At 59.2% G+C, this 14,397-nt stretch carries 14 protein-coding genes and 7 pseudogenes; 10 read left to right on the forward strand and 11 right to left on the reverse strand.

Features of this window, described 5'->3' with window-relative positions; all coding sequences use genetic code 11:
* Window positions 1-194 (reverse strand): annotated as a pseudogene (locus ALC15_RS48080) (transposase); the annotation flags it as partial.
* 190 nt (window positions 195-384) lie between these two features.
* Between ALC15_RS48080 and ALC15_RS39795 the strand changes: the two are divergent.
* A complete protein-coding gene (locus tag ALC15_RS39795; RefSeq protein ID WP_094194419.1) occupies window positions 385-942 on the forward strand; it encodes an IS66 family transposase in 558 nt (185 codons plus the stop codon).
* A 587-nt stretch (window positions 943-1,529) separates the two neighbouring features.
* Here ALC15_RS39795 and ALC15_RS42785 read toward each other — a convergent pair.
* From ALC15_RS42785 to ALC15_RS39810, 7 genes and pseudogenes are all read right to left on the reverse strand, one after another.
* A pseudogene (locus ALC15_RS42785) lies at window positions 1,530-1,753 on the reverse strand (IS110 family transposase); the annotation flags it as partial.
* 20 nt (window positions 1,754-1,773) lie between these two features.
* Window positions 1,774-3,183 carry an NAD(P)/FAD-dependent oxidoreductase gene (locus tag ALC15_RS42790; RefSeq protein ID WP_094194420.1) on the reverse strand — a complete coding sequence of 470 codons (1,410 nt, stop codon included), beginning with the start codon at window positions 3,181-3,183 and terminating at the stop codon, window positions 1,774-1,776.
* Window positions 3,176-3,469, reverse strand: coding sequence for a 2Fe-2S iron-sulfur cluster-binding protein (locus ALC15_RS48085; RefSeq protein ID WP_094194421.1), 294 nt, complete (start codon window positions 3,467-3,469; stop codon window positions 3,176-3,178). The genes ALC15_RS42790 and ALC15_RS48085 overlap by 8 nt, the downstream gene beginning before the upstream one ends.
* On the reverse strand, window positions 3,462-4,637 hold the full coding sequence (locus ALC15_RS39800) for an NAD(P)/FAD-dependent oxidoreductase (protein ID WP_050631986.1): 1,176 nt from the start codon (window positions 4,635-4,637) through the stop codon (window positions 3,462-3,464). The genes ALC15_RS48085 and ALC15_RS39800 overlap by 8 nt, the downstream gene beginning before the upstream one ends.
* Window positions 4,630-5,565, reverse strand: coding sequence for a dihydrodipicolinate synthase family protein (locus ALC15_RS39805; RefSeq protein WP_050631987.1), 936 nt, complete (start codon window positions 5,563-5,565; stop codon window positions 4,630-4,632). The genes ALC15_RS39800 and ALC15_RS39805 overlap by 8 nt, the downstream gene beginning before the upstream one ends.
* A 402-nt stretch (window positions 5,566-5,967) precedes the next feature.
* Window positions 5,968-6,222, reverse strand: coding sequence for a hypothetical protein (locus ALC15_RS43885; RefSeq protein ID WP_128089738.1), 255 nt, complete (start codon window positions 6,220-6,222; stop codon window positions 5,968-5,970).
* Between the two features lie 303 nt (window positions 6,223-6,525).
* The gene (locus ALC15_RS39810) at window positions 6,526-7,551 is read right to left on the reverse strand and encodes a hypothetical protein (RefSeq protein ID WP_244486477.1); all 1,026 of its coding nucleotides are present in this window, start codon (window positions 7,549-7,551) and stop codon (window positions 6,526-6,528) included.
* Between the two features lie 671 nt (window positions 7,552-8,222).
* On the opposite strand from ALC15_RS39810, the pseudogene ALC15_RS47765 reads away from it, so the two are divergent.
* From ALC15_RS47765 to ALC15_RS39820, 5 genes and pseudogenes are all read left to right on the forward strand, one after another.
* A pseudogene (locus ALC15_RS47765) lies at window positions 8,223-8,845 on the forward strand (IS66 family transposase).
* Complete coding sequence (locus ALC15_RS48200; protein ID WP_283806338.1) at window positions 8,793-8,933, forward strand: IS66 family transposase; 141 nt, start codon at window positions 8,793-8,795, stop codon at window positions 8,931-8,933. Before ALC15_RS47765 ends, ALC15_RS48200 begins: the two are co-directional and overlap by 53 nt.
* A pseudogene (locus ALC15_RS47400) lies at window positions 8,902-9,201 on the forward strand (IS66 family transposase); the annotation flags it as partial. The gene ALC15_RS48200 and the pseudogene ALC15_RS47400, both read left to right, overlap by 32 nt.
* Window positions 9,202-9,300: 99 nt before the next feature.
* Window positions 9,301-9,384, forward strand: coding sequence for a hypothetical protein (locus ALC15_RS47405; RefSeq protein WP_283806339.1), 84 nt, complete (start codon window positions 9,301-9,303; stop codon window positions 9,382-9,384).
* A 23-nt stretch (window positions 9,385-9,407) separates the two neighbouring features.
* Window positions 9,408-9,869 carry a hypothetical protein gene (locus ALC15_RS39820; protein WP_128089739.1) on the forward strand — a complete coding sequence of 154 codons (462 nt, stop codon included), beginning with the start codon at window positions 9,408-9,410 and terminating at the stop codon, window positions 9,867-9,869.
* Between the two features lie 137 nt (window positions 9,870-10,006).
* On the opposite strand, the pseudogene ALC15_RS39825 reads toward ALC15_RS39820, so the two are convergent.
* A pseudogene (locus ALC15_RS39825) lies at window positions 10,007-10,216 on the reverse strand (ATP-binding protein); the annotation flags it as partial.
* Between the two features lie 692 nt (window positions 10,217-10,908).
* Between ALC15_RS39825 and ALC15_RS45305 the strand changes: the two are divergent.
* Window positions 10,909-11,109, forward strand: a complete 201-nt coding sequence (locus ALC15_RS45305; protein WP_200914747.1) for a recombinase family protein — start codon at window positions 10,909-10,911, stop codon at window positions 11,107-11,109.
* A complete protein-coding gene (locus ALC15_RS42805) occupies window positions 11,081-12,823 on the forward strand; it encodes a recombinase family protein (protein WP_200914748.1) in 1,743 nt (580 codons plus the stop codon). The genes ALC15_RS45305 and ALC15_RS42805 overlap by 29 nt, the downstream gene beginning before the upstream one ends.
* 3 nt (window positions 12,824-12,826) lie before the next feature.
* On the opposite strand, the pseudogene ALC15_RS39840 reads toward ALC15_RS42805, so the two are convergent.
* A pseudogene (locus tag ALC15_RS39840) lies at window positions 12,827-13,153 on the reverse strand (ATP-binding protein); the annotation flags it as partial.
* Here ALC15_RS39840 and ALC15_RS48205 point away from each other — a divergent pair.
* Window positions 13,114-13,449, forward strand: a complete 336-nt coding sequence (locus tag ALC15_RS48205) for a DUF5372 family protein (protein WP_488226035.1) — start codon at window positions 13,114-13,116, stop codon at window positions 13,447-13,449. The pseudogene ALC15_RS39840 and the gene ALC15_RS48205 sit on opposite strands and share 40 nt — an antisense overlap.
* A 327-nt stretch (window positions 13,450-13,776) precedes the next feature.
* On the opposite strand, the pseudogene ALC15_RS42810 reads toward ALC15_RS48205, so the two are convergent.
* Window positions 13,777-13,914, reverse strand: a pseudogene (locus ALC15_RS42810) (integrase core domain-containing protein); the annotation flags it as partial.
* A gap of 50 nt (window positions 13,915-13,964) precedes the next feature.
* Here ALC15_RS42810 and ALC15_RS45695 point away from each other — a divergent pair.
* Entirely contained in the window at window positions 13,965-14,228 is a 264-nt protein-coding gene (locus ALC15_RS45695) for a hypothetical protein (RefSeq protein WP_210168627.1), read from the forward strand.
* Window positions 14,229-14,397 lie beyond the last annotated feature (169 nt).

The following is a 14,397-nucleotide window of genomic DNA, read 5'->3' on the forward strand; positions in this document are numbered from 1 at the left end:
GCAGCCGGTGATCGCGACCGGCACAAAGCCAGGTGGCACGTCTCCGGCCCGGCGCGCCGCGACCTTCGCCCGCGTCTCTGACGACGCCACAGAAACAACAGGCTTGGACTGATGTCGTGTCGCCGCGCCACCGCGGACACGCTTGCATCCGGCGCAAAACTCTCCGCGATAATCGCCGCCTTCGCATCGGCCGACCAGCGCCGGCGCGGCCGGTCCCAGTGATGATCTCGACACGCTGCAGCGTGTCAGAAAAATCCTTGAGGATAGGCGTATGCCTATCCCTATCGCTATCCTTACGGCTATCCTTAGACATGGCGAGACCTCGTGATGATTCAGTCCACGAGATCTTACTAACCGACCAGATTAGCCCTCAGCGCGTGGTCCCTGGATGACGCTCACGAAGCAAGCAAGACGACGAACTCACCCTTCGCTGCGGAGGTCATCGAGCGCATTGCGGCCGTCTACGCGATCGAGGAGAGGATCCGCGGTCTCGGCGTCGGGGGACGCCGCGCGACGCGACAGGCCGAGACGAAGCCGCTGATGGAGGCGTTGAAGGCTCGTCTGATCGCGGTGAAGGACGGGATCTCCCGCCGCTCGACGCTCATCAAGGCGATCGACTACATGCTCGAACGCTGGCAGGGCCTGACGGTGTTCCTGGATGACGGGCGGCTCGAGCCGGATACCAACACGGTCGAGCGATCGATCAGGCCAATTGCGATCGGAAAAAAGAACTCGTTGTTCAGTGGTGATGAAGGCGGGGGCGAGACCTGGGCGATACTCGCTTCGCTTCTTAACACAGCGAAATTGAATGGCCTTGACCCCGAGGCCTATCTCGTCGACGTTCTCGAGCGCATGGTGAGCGGCGCCACGAAGGCCAACCAGCTGCACGAACTTCTGGCCTGGAACTGGAAGGCCGAAGCCGAAAAGCGGGCCGCAGCATAGAGAGCGATGTCGCCCGCGGATGCCGAAGCGCCGGCACCCTGGCGCGCTCGCTCATCCATTGCCCGAGCTGTTCGAACGACATGGCATAGTCCGCCATCGTCATCTTGGCCCGTTTTCTCCGTATTCGACGCTAAACATCTGAAGCCATGCTGCGCATGCGAATTCGTCGAGGTCATGTACGCCTGACCCTTTTGATTGTCCTCATCAACAATGAACAGCCCGTGATTTTTCGGTTGATGGCCATTACTCCGAACCGTGGGTGAGCAACTTTGCGAATGGTCAACTACCACTACTCATCTGGAACGGAAGTTCATCACATTAGTTGATGGCTTCTTGCGGGGATAGGTGCGGCCGTGCTTGAGCATGAACGTGCTCACCTGCTGCCGATGGACCCGCAGCGCTGACAAAGCCGAAGCAACGGCGACCGCTACGATTCGCTCTAGACAGTGCGACGGGTGGTCGATGACATATGTCGCTTGTGAGCGATTGCTTGTGCGTGTGACCTGCCCCTGCGTATTTCCTCCACGAGGAGTTAGAGTCCGGCCTGCAGAAGGACACGACCGCGGCCACTGCGCCGTCGAGCACGCTCGGGCGCGAACGAGATCGCGCATCGCCTCGGGTCCTCATCGGGAATCCATACCGCCGTCAGTTCGCCGGCCCGTAGCAGTCGGGCGAGAGAAACGGCGTCCCCGTGGTTCGTCTTCACCCGATCGCCTGGCTTCCTTGGGATCAGCGATGGTGCCTCCACCGTGCATTCATGGTCGAGAGACCGGATCAGGCGATAAAGACCATAGCCAGTCGGGCCGGCTCTAGTAACAGAAAAGGCATCTGCTAAACATCTGATAAATCTCTGGCCGGAATTGGCTTGACCGGCACCCGAGCCGTAAACTCTCCGCACCGCTCAACGGGCTGATTTGTGGCATTGGACAGGATTTGCGCAAGTGTGTGATGACAATATCGTCCCTGACAAAAGCCCATACCAGTACGGCAGGCTAGCTTAACACTGTTGATCGAGGTCGCGTGGCTATTTCTCTCTAGAAACTCCGCGACTGCAGAGCGTTTCACATCCTCGCATCGACAGATCACAGTTCCATCGCTTGCCAGATCAGACAGCGCTCTCATGCTGGGCTGAAAAAATTGCGCGACTCGATCCGAGAATTTCCGATTACGCTTCGTCTGCGACAGGTTACGGCGGATCAATCGATCATCTCGCCGCTGCGGGATCAAGTCTTGCAAAATCATTAGCCCCGCGAGTTCGCCTTCAGTACGAGCGCTCGCAGCGCCGCGGATGCCCGCTGGTTCTCCCGCCACGTAGACGTTTCTCACAGTGGTACGCTGAAATCCATCATGCTTCACTATCCAGCCGCCATTTCGGCTATCCCACTGTGCCGCACAACCTATCTGACGGCAAAGCTCAGTGGACGGAAGCAATCCGAAGCCCGTCCCGAGAATATCCGTTTCAAACACACGGTGCGCTCCGCTCGGAATCCAATCGCGATCACAATCTGACAACGTAACGTGACTCAGTCCCTCCTCGTTACCGCGAGCTTCGACCATAATCCTCCCGAACCGAATCGACACACGCGCTTTTGTGAGTTTGTAAAGAGAGCTAGCAGTCTCTTTAAAAATTGGAATATTCCCAGGAACGGCGAGCAATCCATCCAAGATCTCTCGAAAACGAGGGCGCGACCTCGCGATTGCAACTTCCTGTATCTCCGCGCCGGCCGCGAGAAGCATGTCGGCAACGAGAACAAGAAGCGGGTGTGATCCCGCCAATACGAACCGCCGCCCAAGCAAGACATTTTGGCTCCTGAGCAGCGTCTGGATCGCTCCCACCCCCATTACGCCGGGAAGCGTCCATCCCGGGAAAGCTACTGGCATTTCATAGGCGCCGGTCGCCACCAACGTCTTCCTCGCCAAGACGGTTGTTTTGTTTGTACAAACGCGGATTCGATCCTCGTCGGGAAATATGCCCCAAACTGTCTGCCTGAATCGCCAGTCTATGCGCGACTCGGCCTCCGCCTTTCTCACTAATACCTCGCCAAAGGGATAGAGACGGCAAGCGGGAGAGTTCACTTGGACGGAGGGGGGCGGCGGCTGTCGAAATATCTGCCCCCCTGCCCGTCCTTGCTCATCGAAAACGACGACGGATAGGTCGTTTCGACAACATTCAAGCGCTGCGGACATACCGGCCGGACCTGCACCAATGATGGCCACGTCAAAACACTTGAGATCAGCCATCAGTCTTGTCTCCGGTCTCGACGGCCATCCCGGGCTCGGCATCAATCATGCATGCCCTTATGTATGACGTCCCGTTCACGGTAACCATGCAGTCGAAACAGACCCCCGTATTGCAGCATGGCGCACGCGGCTCATTGCTAACGATCGACCGACGAAAAGATCGCAGGCCGGACGCAAGGAGGGCGGCAAGCAAAGTATCACCGCGGTGGCAAACGACGGAACTGCCATTCACGGATAGTTCTATTTCCGAACCGCGTGAACCCGTGAGGTAATGCCCATTAAGCATTATTTAGACTCACGAAGCGGCCGGGATCGAAGCGCGACACATCGAGATCAACAGGCTTCTCCAAGATCTTGCTTGCAAGTACCCGCGCGTAGGTGGGCCCGAGCGTGAACGCGGATCCTCCTGTTGCAATGAAGAGATCCGAGCGGCGCGGCAAGGCTCCGACAAGAGGCAATTGATCGGCAACGAGCAAGGTTGCACCACTCCATATGCGAAGGACCGGGATCTCACCAACCCTCGGTACCACCGAAACGGCGGCGTGCAAATTGCCCTGAATCGATGAAGGCAAGATTTCGGGCGGCAGATCCAGATCATAAACTCCGCCTGTCTCATGCAGCCGTGCGGGCCATCCCCCACCGATCAGAATGGTACCCTCGGCCGATTGATTCAATGATAGACGCCGTCCTGCATGTTGGATGAGATGCTTGATAAATGGCGCCACTCGGACCGTTGCCGCCATCATCAATCCGATCGGCACGACTGGAAGGGCAATCCCTGCCATAGCGGCTATGCGAGCCGACCAGGAACCTGCAGCAATGGCGACCTTGCGCGCTAAGATTTCGCTCCCGTCGGAAAGGCTTGTCCTCCAGCGGCCGCGTTGTTGTTTCATGCCGGTCACAGCTATACCCGCCCGGATCCGTGCTCCAAATTCCTCAGCAACTGTGGCAAATGCCAAAGTGGCGCCGCGCGGATTTGCCCTACCTTCTAGAGGGCAAAGCGCCGCTGCAACAATTGCCGAGCTGAGATAAGGTGCTCTCTGGTGAATCTCATCGCTCGAAAGCATTCGATTCTCCAGCCCATAACTGCGCTCGAGTTCGGTTTTTCTCTCCAGGAGCAGCGCCTGCTCGCTCGTTTCCGCGAGCATCATTCCGCCACTCTGCAAGACGCCAATACTCTCACCTATTCTAGTGCTCAGCACGCTCCACTCCCGCGCGGCATCGAGATGTAGCGGCAGGGCCTCAGCCGCCTTCTTCGCTGCATCCAGTCCGTGCTCAATCATTCGATATTCGAGCTGGAAATGGAGGCTGCCCGCATTTCGCCCGGAGGCGTGCTGGTTCAGTTGGTCTTTCTCAACAAGACACGCGGTGCTCCCCGAACACACCAAGTAATACGCCAGTGCCGAGCCTAGCAAGCCGCCGCCGACCACTAGGCAATCGACTGTTTCAGGCATCTTCGTTCACAACCTCGATCCCGAGGCGCTGGAGCGTGTCCGCGACGCGCCGAACCTCCTCGGCAGCGAGATCAAGAAGGGGCCTGCGAACGTACCCAGCAGGGACACCCCGCAACCGCAGAGCAGTTTTGAGAATTGCCTGCGCATTACCAAATGCACCAGCATAGTCCTTGTTAAACAATTCGCGCATGATGATCCGGTCGCGCTCCCCGAGCACCACGGCTCGTTGACGGTCGCCCTCCTGAATCGCACGCCAAAAGTCCGGATGCCCGGATCCCAGGATACCGCCAGCTCCCATGAGCCCATCCGAGAGACCAAGACCCGCAATGTCCGCTCCGAGCTCGGAAGTGGGCATGTTGAAGTAACGCACTTTTCGACCCAAAGCATACAGGCCGTCCAGGAAGGCGGAGAAATTTCCAGTCGAGTTTTTTATAGCAACGACGTGATCTATATCGGAGATCTCGCCAAGAGTATCTATATCCATGTCGACGACACAACCGCGGGGCCAGTTGTATACACAAATAGGTATGTCGGTTGCGTCTGAAACGTCGCGGTAAAATTGAACAAGCTCGCGCCTGTTTGGCACAACATATGGAGGCGGCGTCAGCAGAATGCCGTCCAGTCCAGCCCTCTCCGCGGCCCTGGCGTGACGAATCGCCTCATCTGCCGTGTAGGCGTTACAACCTCCCAATGTCGTGATGCGGCTATCGATACCGCGGCTGGTTTGACTAAATAGTTCACTGCGCTCGTCTTCGCTCAGACTAAACCATTCACCCGACGTGCCAGCCACTACGACACCATGCATTCGCTCGGTGACATACCAATCTAGTTCCACCGCAAAGTCGTCCCACGCGATAGATCCATTCTTGCGAAAGGGGGTGGTGATTGCAGGAATATAACCGAACCAACTCACACTATTTCTGTCCATAGCCCTTCCCAGTTCAAAGTTCTCACGGCGTCGGCAGTGCAATCGATAGGACCACTTCCGCAATCTCCTTTACATAGTTTCTGTACGGATGCCCGGTGATCCAACCAGTGCTGCCGGCCCGATTCGAACAAAACGTTCCCGCTCCAGTTCGAGTCGATACGGGAGCTTCTCTCAGCTTTCCTCAAGGAAGCTAAGCGCGGATGAGTCACATTGCGCTCAACCTGGCTCAATCATTCCTACCGATAGACCGAATCTGCGAGTACTTTCCCACAAAGAAAGTCCCTTGGGAGCGCAACCTCTCCGTTTATGCGCTTCCCGATCATCCGTCCTCTCGCGGTGCGCGCCACTCCAATTGATAGCCACTGGCTGTACCCACCCAGAGCAACAGATCTTGATTCCAATTTACGAAGAATCCTCCTTCCAAGGCCGCGTTGATGAAAGGCGGGATCTGCCCCGGATGCGCTTCAGCTCTGCGACATCACGATTAACAGCTTTCAATCCTCCCATTGCAGCGAGCCGAAAAGCAATATGCGCAATGGTAAAGTCGCCACCTGACCGAATGTATGCTTTCCCGATATCGCGTAAATCATCGGCGCACGCCCCGTCCGGGCGCACCAGCATCCGCAAACGCGCTTCTATGTAGGCGCCATACAGCATCGCTATCTCCTGGTGCGAACCTACGAAAGACTACTTCGTTTTGGGACATCGACCATACGTCCCGACTATCGGACGGCTACAGGATCCCGTCACTAAAAATTGCGTCGGATCTTTATCAATACCGCGCCGTCAATAGCCGTTGACAAAGGATGGCCTCAACACACTCCTCCGCTTCGGCGCCGCTAACTGAATGGCCCGGCTCAATGGTATATTTTAACGCCGTATTACGATGCATTCGGGTGAACTGATCTAACGCACGAACGCAGGATGCTCGCAGCTTTCCGATCTCGTAGCCGTGGCGTTCTACAGCGGACGAAACAGTCGCAGACCTGGGAAATGCCGCCCCCCCCCTTCTAACCAAGTTGGGGCGAGTTCACCACTCCCGTTATCTGGCACTAGCCAGCGGAATACCTCGCGAATGCAGGCTTGGGGATAGTGGTCAGATAGTCGATATATGTCCCTATAAAATTGCGGGCTCTGGTGAAAGAGTTCTTCACCCATGAGAAGAACTGAGACAGCCACCATGCGAGCAGAAAAGCGGCCGCTTGGGCCAAGCCGATTCTTGTAGGGATTTTTTACATAGTGCGCACGAAATTGCCTAAACAGATCGGCCGACATCCGCTCATGAAAGCGGGTCAGAACATAAATTGCCGAGTCAAGGTGCTTCAAGCATCGCGTAAGACATTGACGCGGATCCACGTCGATCGTATCGCGCAACTCAAGCAGAGCATCCATCGCTGATTGTAAGTCGCCCTCGATCAGTTGATGGCCCAAACAAAAATCTCGCTCCTCGACCCCGGCCGCTCCAAGACAATATAAGCGCGGGTCGCTCTGCAACGGATTCGTGAGAATGACATCTTCATAGGAGAGGACATCAATGCTGGGCTGCCGCTGACAGCTTAAGCGGGCGAGGCGGTTTAGCGAGTCGCCCACCGTCCGCTCGGCGTCCATCGGATTAAGACCCGCGAACGCCGACGTCTGATACAAACAATTGACAATATAATGGATGTCGGTCTTGGCGATGCCAAAATCGGACTGCGGTAGGCTCAGCAGCTGTGCATCATAGTCCGCCTTCGAAAGTATTGCGTTGATGCTGCGGCCAAGGAGCTGGACCTCCTCATTTGGTTGTTCACTGCATCTAATCTCCTCAACGCGGTGCGGCAGTTCATCGGTGACAAAATCGCTGAGCAGGCCAAGCGGGCGTTTTCGCTGCCGGCCAGCAATGCCAACGGAGTTGTGCGAAAATAGGCCCTGCGCCGGGTGCGGCGACTGCTCGCGAGTGGAAATGGAGAAATTCGCGGTGAGCTGAACGGGTGGGTTGGTATTCATCTGGTCTGCCTCCGGGGAGCATATACTCAGCAGCACGTTGCAATAAAGCGCGAACGACAGCCGCGCCGGGGATCGGCGGTCGGGGCACACCCCCGTGTCCAAGTCGCGGGCCTGCGCCATCATCATCGATGGCGACGACCTGATTACCATTGAGGAGGTCTAGCAGGTCTTGCACCACTGGCGCCAAGGCAATCTCGGAATCGCGCCCCGCAGCCAACCGTTCGTGAAATTTGACCAATGCCAGGCTTCCGGGCTCGAGCCTCCGGTTGCGCAGTGAACGGGGGCGCGATCTTCAACTGCGAATGACCCTGCTTGGCCTTCTCCTTAATAAAGGGCCCCCAACGTCATAAATCGCGCAGCCTTAGGTGGATCTGGCTGGGCGTCCTTCAATTTGGAACTGACAACAAGGAAGCTCGGCATCACACGAGACTTTCGGTGATTGGAGCCGCTCCAATGCGGCCGCAAAGCCAGTCACCGCGATGATTTCGAATGTTAAGCCGAATAGCATCTTCCGTAAGCTGCAAATTGTGGTAGTTGACCGCTTTTGGGGCCGAATCGCTTCAGATCAACGTCCCCTCGATCAGAGCGCGCCTCGCCAGAGCATTGCCGGCCTTGGTGATACCGTCGGATGGTGGCGCCGCTCGAATGCTCCAACGGCACGAGACCGAGAAATGACCCACTGTCCATGCTGCCGCGCGCCTCGGCATGTGATCGGTGAGGAGACCTCACGGCGGCTCGATGTCGTCTCGGCGCAATTCCGCGTGATCGTCACCCATCGTCCCAAATATGGCTGCCGGGCCTGCACGGATGGCGTGGTTCAGGCGCCGGCACCGGAGCGGCTGATCAAGGGCGGGTTGCCGACTGAGGCGATGGTCGCCCATGTGCCGGTCGCCAAATATGCTTGGCACCTGCCGCTGTGCCGGCAGGTTCAGGTGCTGCTGGCGCAAGGTATTGACATCAAGCGCTCGGTCCTGGCGTTCTGGGGCGGCCATGCGGCCGTGGAGCTTCGTCCGCTCTGGCTCAGGCTGCGCAGATCATTCTGACCGCGAGCAAGATCGCGGTCGACGAGACAACAGCGCCGGTGCTCGACCGCCGCGGCCGCAACAAGAAGGGCTTCTTCTGGGCGATCGCGCGCGACGATCGGCCGTGGGGCGGGGCCGACCCGCCGGCGGTGGCCTACACTTACGCACCCGGTCGCGGCGCCGTCCACGCCTTAGCTGCTCGACAGTTATCGCGGCATCGTGCAATGCGACGGCTATACCGTCTACAAGACCGTTGCCGACACCGCGCCTGACGCGGCGATCACGCTTGCCTTCTGCTGGGCTCATCTGAGGTGGCGCTTCTTCGACGTTGCGCAGGACGGCCTGCCCGATCGCGAGTGAAGCACCCGAGCGTATCGCCGCTCTCTATGCCGTCGAGAAGTCGATCAGGGGCCGCAGCGCCGATGAGCGCCGTGCCGTCCGCCAGGAGCGCAGCAAGCCGCTGGTGCTGGCGCTCAAGGCCTGGTTCGAGCAGCAACTCAGCCGCGTCTCGGGCAAAGCGCAATCGCCGAGCACATCCGTTACGCCTTGAACCACTGGGTCGGCCTGACGCGCTTCCTTCGACGACGGCCGTATCGAGCTCGACACCAATGTTGTCGAGCGAAGCATCCGTCCTCTTATCCTTAACCGCAAGAATGCGCTGTTCACGGGGCATGATGAGGGCGCGGAGAACTGGGCCTGCGTCGCTTGGCTGATCGAGACCTGCAAGCTGTGCGGCGTCGAGCCGCAGGCCTATCTGACTGACGTCCTCACCGGACGGACACTTAGCAACTACCGCCGATGCGCAATCTGATGAAGCGGCGGCGAAAGTAATAATTGTCCAAGACGCTTGAAGCGCACGTGGCGTCAGGTTGTACTCTCAGGGAGGTTGAGAGCGATTTGTCATCCAACAAGCATGACGCCTGTGGCTTCGACCGTGCAAGTAGCGAGAACGAGCCATTGAGCGACGATTTTCATCTTGAAGAGCGGACCGTCGAGGCGGTACGGCGTTATCGTGACGCGCTGGCCGCTGCCGCGGACTCTGAAAAGGCGCAAGCGCGCGCACATCGAGCGCTCATGAGCACCCTGGCAGACCTGAAGTGGGCAGTACTCGAGGATCGACCTCTATCAAAAAGGAAAAGGCTCTTTGGTGCCGGTGCAAGAGCGGTCACTCAATCAAATGAAGCGCGGCAGCTCTTTAACAAGGCGACAGCGACGCTGGAGGAAGCTCGCCAGGCCCTGGCCGCTCTCACGCAGCAGCTCGGATACATCCCAGATGTACCCGCGAAAGGAACTTAAGCGCGGTCTTAATCTGCCGCGCGGCGAACAGGATGGAAGTGGAGCGCCGAGCAGATTGGGTTCGTTCCGCCTATTTGGTGTCGAACGCCATCCGGAACTGCCCCCTTTGCGTCATGAAGACTGCCCCACCCTCGGTTTCATGATGTCGTTTGATGGTTGTTTCCGCCGGAGACGGGGCGGAGGGAGGCGGAGCCGACCGGAGTGCCGTCACAGGCGGGCGGCGCCTTGATGAGGCCGCTCTTCCGTTTGGAGCGGAGCCGGTAGCTGTCGCCGCGGATCGTCAGCACGTGGCTGTGGTGCAGGAGCTGGTCGAGGATGGCAGTGGCGACCACGGGATCGCCGAACACGGCAGGGTACCCCTATTCTTGACCGGGTCGTGTCTCATGTCACGATTACCGACCCGCATCATTTTCTGTTTGGACAGCGGCTTGCCGTCCTGAAGGAGCGGCCGGGGCGCGGTTCCGCCTACGTCGTCGTCGCGCTGGCAGACGGACGGCGGCGAGCGGTTCGGATCGCATCGACGGATCTTGCCAAGACGGCGATCACTTCCCGCCCGAACGCAGCCGATCTGCCGCGCATCAGTGCACGGACGCTGATCCCATTGATGCAACATTTGAGCGCGAGTCTGAGCCTTCTCGACGAGAAGGTGATTCGCGATGACCCACCGACCACTTCCAGGTCGCGTTGCGTATCGACCCCTGCCGACGTTGGCAAATCCACCCGGCCGTCCAATAGCCGACATTCCGCGACTCTGGCCGAATCTATCGACCGCGACACAAACGCAGATTGCTCAAACCATCGCCGCGCTGATGCGGCGAATGCAAGCGATCCCCGGCACGCCCGGAAGGGGACTGGGTCGTGCTGATCAGATCGAACATCGCTGACGAGCGGCTTACGACCGCACACCGCGCCAAGTTGGCCTATGTCTACGTGCGGCAATCGTCCGTGAACCAGGTGCGCCAGCATCAGGAGGCACCGAGCTGCAGTACCGCCTTGTCGATCGTGCCATCGGTCTGGGCTGGCGCCCGAGCGCGTCCAGGTGATTGACGAGCACTTGGGCAAATCCGGTGCTGGCGGCGTGGATCGTCATGGTTTCCAGAAGCTCATTGGCGAGATCGGCCTTGGCAACGCCGGTCTTGTGGTGAGCCTCGACGCTTCTCGCCTGGCCCGCAATAACCGGGGACTGGCATCAGCTTCTCGAACTGTGCTCGGTGTTCGGCGTGCTCATTGCGGATGGTGAGCGGCTTTACGATCCGCGAGCCTACCACGACCGCCTTCTGTTGGGCTTGTCCGGTATCATGAGCGAGGCGGAGTTGCATCGGATGCGTCTTCACCAAGAGGAGCGTCAGAAGGCGGCACGGGGCGAACTGCGGCTGCCCCTGCCGGCCGGGCTCGCCTACGATCGGGCGGGTACGATTGTTCTCAATCCCGACGAGGAGGTGCAGGCCCGTCTTCATCTTGTATTTGCCAAATTCCGGGAACTGCAAAGCGCTCGCCGTGTGATGCGTTACCTGGGCAGGAACGGATTGTCCTTGCCGGTTCGACCGCTACTTGGGCCATCTCCACACGAGGTCGTCTGGCGTGCGTCAGAGAGTGGACGCGTCCTTAGTATCCTGCAAAATCCAGCCTATGCTGGGGCGTATGTTTATGGTCGCCGGCAAAAGGATCTGAGCCGATGCCAGCCTGGATCGTTGACGGGAACGGTCAAGGTAGCGATCGCCGATTGGCCGGTTTGCCTCCGCGCCGCTCACACGGGTTATATCAGCTGGGAGGAGTTCATGGCCAACCAGCGCCGACTGGCAGATAACGTCGCCCACTTTGAGGCAGGGCACGCTGGCGTGCCGCGCAAAGGGGCGGCCCTGCTACAAGGGATTGCGGTCTGCGGCCGTTGCGGACGGCGCATGAGCTTGCGCTACTCGGGGCCGAATGGCGACTATCCGGTGTATTGCTGCCGCTCGGATCGGGACCAGCAAGGCAGTGCACTGTGCCAGGAAGTCCGGGCCTTGGCGGTTGATGCTCTGGTCGAGAGGGTGGTCCTCGACGCCCTGATGCCGGATCAGATTGCAATCGCACTCGCGGCGGCGGGCCAACTGGAGCAGGAGAGCCGTCAGCTCGAGCGCCAGTGGGCGCTTCGCGTGGAGCGCGCTCGCTACGAGGCCGAGCGCGCTCGGCGTCAGTATGACGCCGTCGAGCCCGAGAACCGTCTTGTGGCGCGCTCGCTTGAGCGGGTTTGGGAAGATAAGCTTCGTGTTGTCGAGGCGGTTGAGCAGGAGCATGCGCGCTGGCGCGCGCAAGAGCCGCTTCTGATCGGCTCGGCGGAACGCGCGGGGCTACAAGCGCTCGGCGAGAATCTGCCGCGGATTTGGAATGCGGCCACCACGTCGGCGGCCGATCGCAAGCGCATTCTGCAATTTGTCATCAGCGAAGTCGTTCTTGATCAGAAGCGGACCCGAGGTCAAGTGTGGCTCAAGATCATCTGGCACACCGGCGCAACCAGCGAGCATCATGTGCAGCGGCGCGTTCACACCTACCGCGATTACATCGACATTGATCGGTTACGGCAACGGATCGCCGAGCTGAATGCCGAACACAAAATGGATGGCGAGATCGCCGCAACACTCAATCGGGAAGGCTTCGTCGCGGCTCGAGGCTGCGCCTTCAAAGGCGAGAACGTCTGGCTGTTGCGTACCCGCTGGGGCATTCCAACCATCAAACTCAACGGCACGGACAAGAATCCGATGCGCTGGCCCGACGGTAGCTTCTCGATTCAGGGCGCTGCCGCTGAGCTTGGAGTAACCCCGCAAACGGTGTTCGATTATCTCGCGCGCGGATTGCTGGCCGGTCATCAGTTAACCAAAGGCCAGCCATGGCAGATCGAGCTCTCAGATGAACAAATCAGTCAGCTTCGCAATCGGGTACGACGCACCAAGCGGTCGAAGAAGGAGGCATCATGAAGGCATCGGTTCGGCGAACACGGTGCCCCATTCGGCAACGCTGCGGTTCGACGTGATCAGCATGGCACCGGTTTCGTAACGGCGGCTGACCAGTTGGAAGAACAGATGCGCGGCGTCCGGCTCCAGCGGCAGATAGCCGAGCTCGTCGACGATGAGCAGCTTCGGCTTCGCCAGCGCGAGCAGTTTCTCGTCCAGGCGCCGCTCGCCATGCGCCTTGGCCAGGCCTGCAACGAGCGTGGTCGCCGTGGTGAATTGCACGGTGTAACCGACCAGGATCGCTTCTCGTCCGAGTGCGATCGACAAGTGCGTCTTACCGACGCCCGGCGAACCAGCGTCATAATGCCGGGTGTCTAGGATCGGAGATTGAGATCCTCTACCCGTTTCATCCGCGATGCGGAGCGTCAGTCGTTGTTGTCGCCTGCAAGCGGCTCGGCGATGAGACGCATTTTGTTATCAGACAGCCTGATGCCACGTTAATGCTTCTGCCGGCATGGATGGCGGCTCCCGTCGCCGCTTCCTTCCGACTGATAGCTGATCCGCGGCTTCCGGTGGATCGTCTGCAGGAGGTGCGCGGTCTCGTCGATGCGGTCTTAGCCTCCTCTTCCAGGGAATCATCCCATTCGTGAGGAGGCGGTCATGGCGGACGCATCATGTCGTCGAGAGCCCTCCAACATACAGCGGCATTCCGATCGACGCCCACCAGCAGATGCTGGAGCTCATAAAGGAGTTTCTGGCCGAAGCGCTCACCGACAGCGCGGCGGAGACACACGACGTGAGCGGGGAGGACAGCGGTGAGCAAGATCACGCCTGAGCACCTTGCTCGCCAGGCCATCGTCTACATTCGTCAGTCGATGACCTGCCCCTGAACTTTCATCCAGCGGCGGTTAGAGTCTTGGAGTTTTTTGCAGCGAGACCGAACTTTAGACCACCCAGAACTAGAGTTTTGCGCTTGGTCACGTTGGCGGGCTGGTTGCGCCGACGTGGTTTTGCAGCAAAATCGGCGGTCGATTGCCGATCGACCCGTGGGGCCGTTCTTCATTGTAGTATCTGCGCCAATCCTCCACTTTTTGCTGGGCGTCCGCAAGGGACAGCTCGAATAAGGCCATAAGGTCGAATCGCAGTCGACGCCCGGTGGTTCGCCTTGCTCCATGCATTCCGCTCGCTGGTTTCTCCCGAGCTTTCGATTGCTCAGATCCTCCCCCAGGCCGATAAAGCGGTGCTCGTGGCTCGATCGAAGTCAGCGGTCTCGTTCTGTCCCGGTCGCGGCCGCCAGACGCGCCGCGCTTACAGCCATTACGTGCGACGCTTGGACGATCTGCCGTGGCAGGGGCGGGTGTGGAGATCAACTTCACGCGCGACGGTTTCGATGCGCGAATTTGCAGTGCTCGCGTCGCATATTCACTGAACGGTTGCCAGAGACGGTGCGGCCGAAGGCGAGACGCACGCCCAGACTCGGTAAAAGCCAACTGGCGATCGGCTTCGCGGTCGGCGGGGAGCCTCCCCTCCCAAGCCACCAAAACAGAAGGGCCTTTCATAGCATTCCGCTCTCTATTGCCTGGGTGCGCACACCAAGT

The sequence above is a fragment of the Bradyrhizobium viridifuturi genome (genome assembly GCF_001238275.1).
GTDB classification, from domain to species: domain Bacteria; phylum Pseudomonadota; class Alphaproteobacteria; order Rhizobiales; family Xanthobacteraceae; genus Bradyrhizobium; species Bradyrhizobium viridifuturi.

Coding starts and splice junctions, on each gene's coding strand:
- ALC15_RS42790 (WP_094194420.1), bottom strand. CDS start 3,183: ATGGCTGATCTCAAGTGTTTTGACGTGGCCATCATTGGTGCAGGTCCG.
- ALC15_RS39805 (WP_050631987.1), bottom strand. CDS start 5,565: ATGGACAGAAATAGTGTGAGTTGGTTCGGTTATATTCCTGCAATCACC.
- ALC15_RS43885 (WP_128089738.1), bottom strand. CDS start 6,222: ATGCTGTATGGCGCCTACATAGAAGCGCGTTTGCGGATGCTGGTGCGC.
- ALC15_RS39800 (WP_050631986.1), bottom strand. CDS start 4,637: ATGCCTGAAACAGTCGATTGCCTAGTGGTCGGCGGCGGCTTGCTAGGC.
- ALC15_RS48085 (WP_094194421.1), bottom strand. CDS start 3,469: ATGCTTAATGGGCATTACCTCACGGGTTCACGCGGTTCGGAAATAGAA.
- ALC15_RS39810 (WP_244486477.1), bottom strand. CDS start 7,551: ATGAATACCAACCCACCCGTTCAGCTCACCGCGAATTTCTCCATTTCC.